1 protein-coding gene is annotated in these 3473 nt (G+C 75.3%); it reads left to right on the forward strand.

The features are described from left to right. Nucleotides 1-67: 67 nt before the first annotated feature. On the forward strand, nucleotides 68-3473 hold a 3406-nt coding region (locus E4099_RS30525), incomplete at its 3' end, for a type I polyketide synthase (RefSeq protein ID WP_167828540.1).

The following is a 3473-nucleotide window of genomic DNA, read 5'->3' on the forward strand; positions in this document are numbered from 1 at the left end:
CACCCCGACACCCCCGGCCGGCGACACGGCGAGCCCACCGGCCGCCCCGCGAACCCCTGTGCCCTGGGTGCTCTCCGCCCGCGACGCGTCCGCGCTGCGCGCCCAGGCCGACCGCCTGCACACCCAGCTGACCGCGCACCCCGAACCGGCCACCGCGGACATCGGCCGCGCGCTCGCCACCACCCGGACGCGCTTCGACCAGCGCGCCGTACTGCTCACCACCGACCGGTCCGAGGCCCTCGCCGGGCTGCGCGCTTTGGCCGACGGCGACCCCCACAGCCCCGACCTGGTGCTGGGCACCGCCCGCCCCGGGCACCGGGTGGTGTTCGTCTTCCCCGGCCAGGGCTCCCAGTGGCGGGGCATGGCGCTCGAACTGCTCGAGACCTGCCCGGTGTTCCGCGAGCACCTGCACCGCTGCGCGGAGATCCTGGCCCGGCACGTCGACTGGTCCCTGCTCGACGTACTGCGCACCGCCCCGGGCGCACCCGAGCTGGAGCGCACCGATGTGGTGCAGCCCGCCCTGGTAGCGGTGATGCTCTCGATCGCCGAGGTGTGGCGTGGGTACGGCGTGCGACCGGACGCGGTGGTGGGCACCTGCCTGGGCGAGATCGCCGCCGCCCAGGTGGCCGGCGCCCTCTCCCTGGAGGACGCGCTCGCCGTGGTCGCCCGGTGGAGCACGGAGCAGGCCCGGCTGTACGGCCACGGCGACCTCGCCTCGATCGTGCTGCCCCGGGCGGAGCTGGCCCCGCTGCTGTCCCGCTGGGGAGGCCGGCTGAGCATCGCGGGTGCCAACGGCCCGCGCTGGACCCTGGTCGCGGGTGAGAGCGCCGCGGTCGACGAACTCCTCACCGACCTCGCCGCGCGGGGCGTCCGGGCCCGCAAGACCAGCAACGGAGTGCCCACCCACTCGCCGCGCATGGACGCGATCCGCGACGGCCTGCTGACCCGCCTGGCCCCCTTCGGCGGGCGTACCGGGACGGTGCCGTTCTACTCGTCCGTCACCGGCGACCTCCTGGACACCGCCGCCCTGGACGCCGCGTACTGGGCCCGCAACGTCAGCTCCGAGATCCGCTTCGCCGAGGCGGTCGGCACCCTGCTGGCGCACGGGCACACCGCCTTCGTCGAGATGAGCCCGCACCCGCTGCTGACCGCGGGGATCCAGGACACCGCCGACAGCCTGGACGCCGGTGACCGCACCGTCGTGGTGGGCTCGCTCCGCCGCGATCAGGGCGGCCTGGACCGCCTGCTCACCTCGGCCGCCCAACTCCACGTCCACGGCGTGCCGGTGGACTGGACGCCGGCCTTCCCCGGCCCGGCCGGCCCCCGCGTGGACCTGCCCACCTACCCCTTCCGCGCTGCCGCCGCCCGACCGGCGGCCCAGGCCGACACGGCGGCCGGCCCCCACGCGCTGCCCCTGGCGCGCCGGATCGCCGACGCGCCCGTGCCCGAGCAGGAACGGATCCTGCGCGAGCTGATACGCGCCCAGGTGGTCTTCCTCCTCGGTCGATCCGCCACCGGCGGCTTCGCCGCCGACCGGCCCTTCCGGGAGCTCGGCTTCGACTCGGTGACCGGCGTGGAGCTGCGCAACCGCCTGGGCGAAGCCACCGGCCTCACCCTCCCCGTCACGCTGGTCTTCGACCACCCCACGCCCTCCGCGCTGGTGGCCCGGCTGCGGGCGACCCTGCTGGGCGTCGACCCGGCCGGGGAACGCACCGCGGGCCCGGCCCGGGACGAGGACCCGGCCACCGACCGCGACCCGATCGCCATCGTCGCCATCGGCTGCCGGTTCCCGGGCGGTGTGCGCTCTCCCGAGGACCTGTGGCAGCTGGTCGCCGACGGCCGGGACGCCATCGGCGACTTCCCGACCGACCGGGGCTGGGACACCGACCGCCTCTACCACCCCGAGCCCGGCACACCCGGCCGCACCTACGTCCGCCACGGCGGCTTCCTCACCGACGCCGACCGCTTCGACGCCGACTTCTTCGGCATCTCGCCCCGCGAGGCGCTGGCCATGGACCCCCAGCAGCGGGTACTGCTGGAGACCGCCTGGGAGGCCTTCGAACGGGCCGGCATCGACCCCGGTACCCTCCGCGGCAGCCGCACCGGGGTGTTCGTCGGCGCCATGGCGCAGGACTACGGCTCGCCGATGGACCAGCCGGCCCCCGGCGCGGACGGCCACGTACTGACCGGCAGCACCGTCAGCGTGCTCTCCGGCCGACTGTCCTATGTGTACGGCCTGGAGGGCCCGGCGGTCACCGTGGACACCGCCTGCTCCTCCTCGCTCACCGCACTCCACCTCGCCTGCCAGTCGCTGCGCCGCGGCGAGAGCTCGCTGGCCCTGGCCGGCGGCGTGGCGGTGATGGCCTCACCCGGCATGTTCGTGGAGTTCGCCCGGCAGCGGGGCCTGGCGGCGGACGGCCGCTGCAAGGCGTTCTCGGCCGCCGCCGACGGCACCGCCTGGGGCGAAGGGGCCGGCCTCCTGCTCCTGGAGCGGCTCTCCGACGCCCGACGCAACGGCCACCGGGTGCTGGCGGTGATCCGCGGCTCGGCCCTCAACCAGGACGGCGCCTCCAACGGCCTGTCCGCCCCCAACGGCCCGTCCCAGCAGCGCCTCATCGACCAGACCTTGGCTGCCGCGGGGTTGGTGAGTGCGGATGTGGACGCGGTGGAGGCGCACGGTACGGGGACGAAGCTGGGCGATCCGATCGAGGCGCAGGCGCTGCTCGCCACCTATGGCCAGGACCGGGACCAGGACCGTCCGCTGTGGCTGGGGTCCTTGAAGTCCAACATCGGGCACACCCAGGCCGCCGCCGGTGTGGCGGGCGTCATCAAGATGGTGATGGCGATGCGGCACGGGGTGCTGCCGCGCACCCTGCACGTGGACGCGCCCTCCCCGCATGTGGACTGGTCCTCGGGATCGGTGGAGTTGCTGACCGAGGCGCGGGCGTGGCCCGAGGCAGGTCGTCCGCGGCGGGCCGCGGTCTCCTCCTTCGGGATCAGCGGCACCAACGCGCATGTGATCGTGGAGCAGGCGCCGGCGGTGGAGGCTGCGCCGGTCGTCGAGGCCGATGGTGTGGGTGTGGTGCCGTGGGTGGTGTCGGGCCGCGGTGGTGCGGCGTTGCGGGCGCAGGCGGGGCGGTTGCTGGCGGCGGTGGAGGGGCGTCCCGAGTGGGGGATCGCCGAGGTGGGTCGTTCGCTGGCGGTCTCGCGCGCTCAGCTGGAGCAGCGTGCGGTGGTGGTCGGTGGTGACCGCGCGGAGTTGCTGGCGGGGTTGCGGGCGTTGGCCGCGGGCGAGACCGCGGGAGCGCCGCAGGTGGTCCTGGGGCGGAACGGTGCCGCGGGGCGCCCGGTGTTCGTCTTCCCCGGGCAGGGGTCGCAGTGGGCGGGGATGGCGGTGGAGTTGCTGGACTCCAGCGCGGTCTTCGGTGAGGCGATGGGGGAGTGCGAGCGGGCGTTGGCGCCGTTCGTGGAGT

Source organism: Streptomyces palmae, from assembly GCF_004684805.1.
Classification (GTDB): Bacteria; Actinomycetota; Actinomycetes; order Streptomycetales; family Streptomycetaceae; genus Streptomyces; species Streptomyces palmae.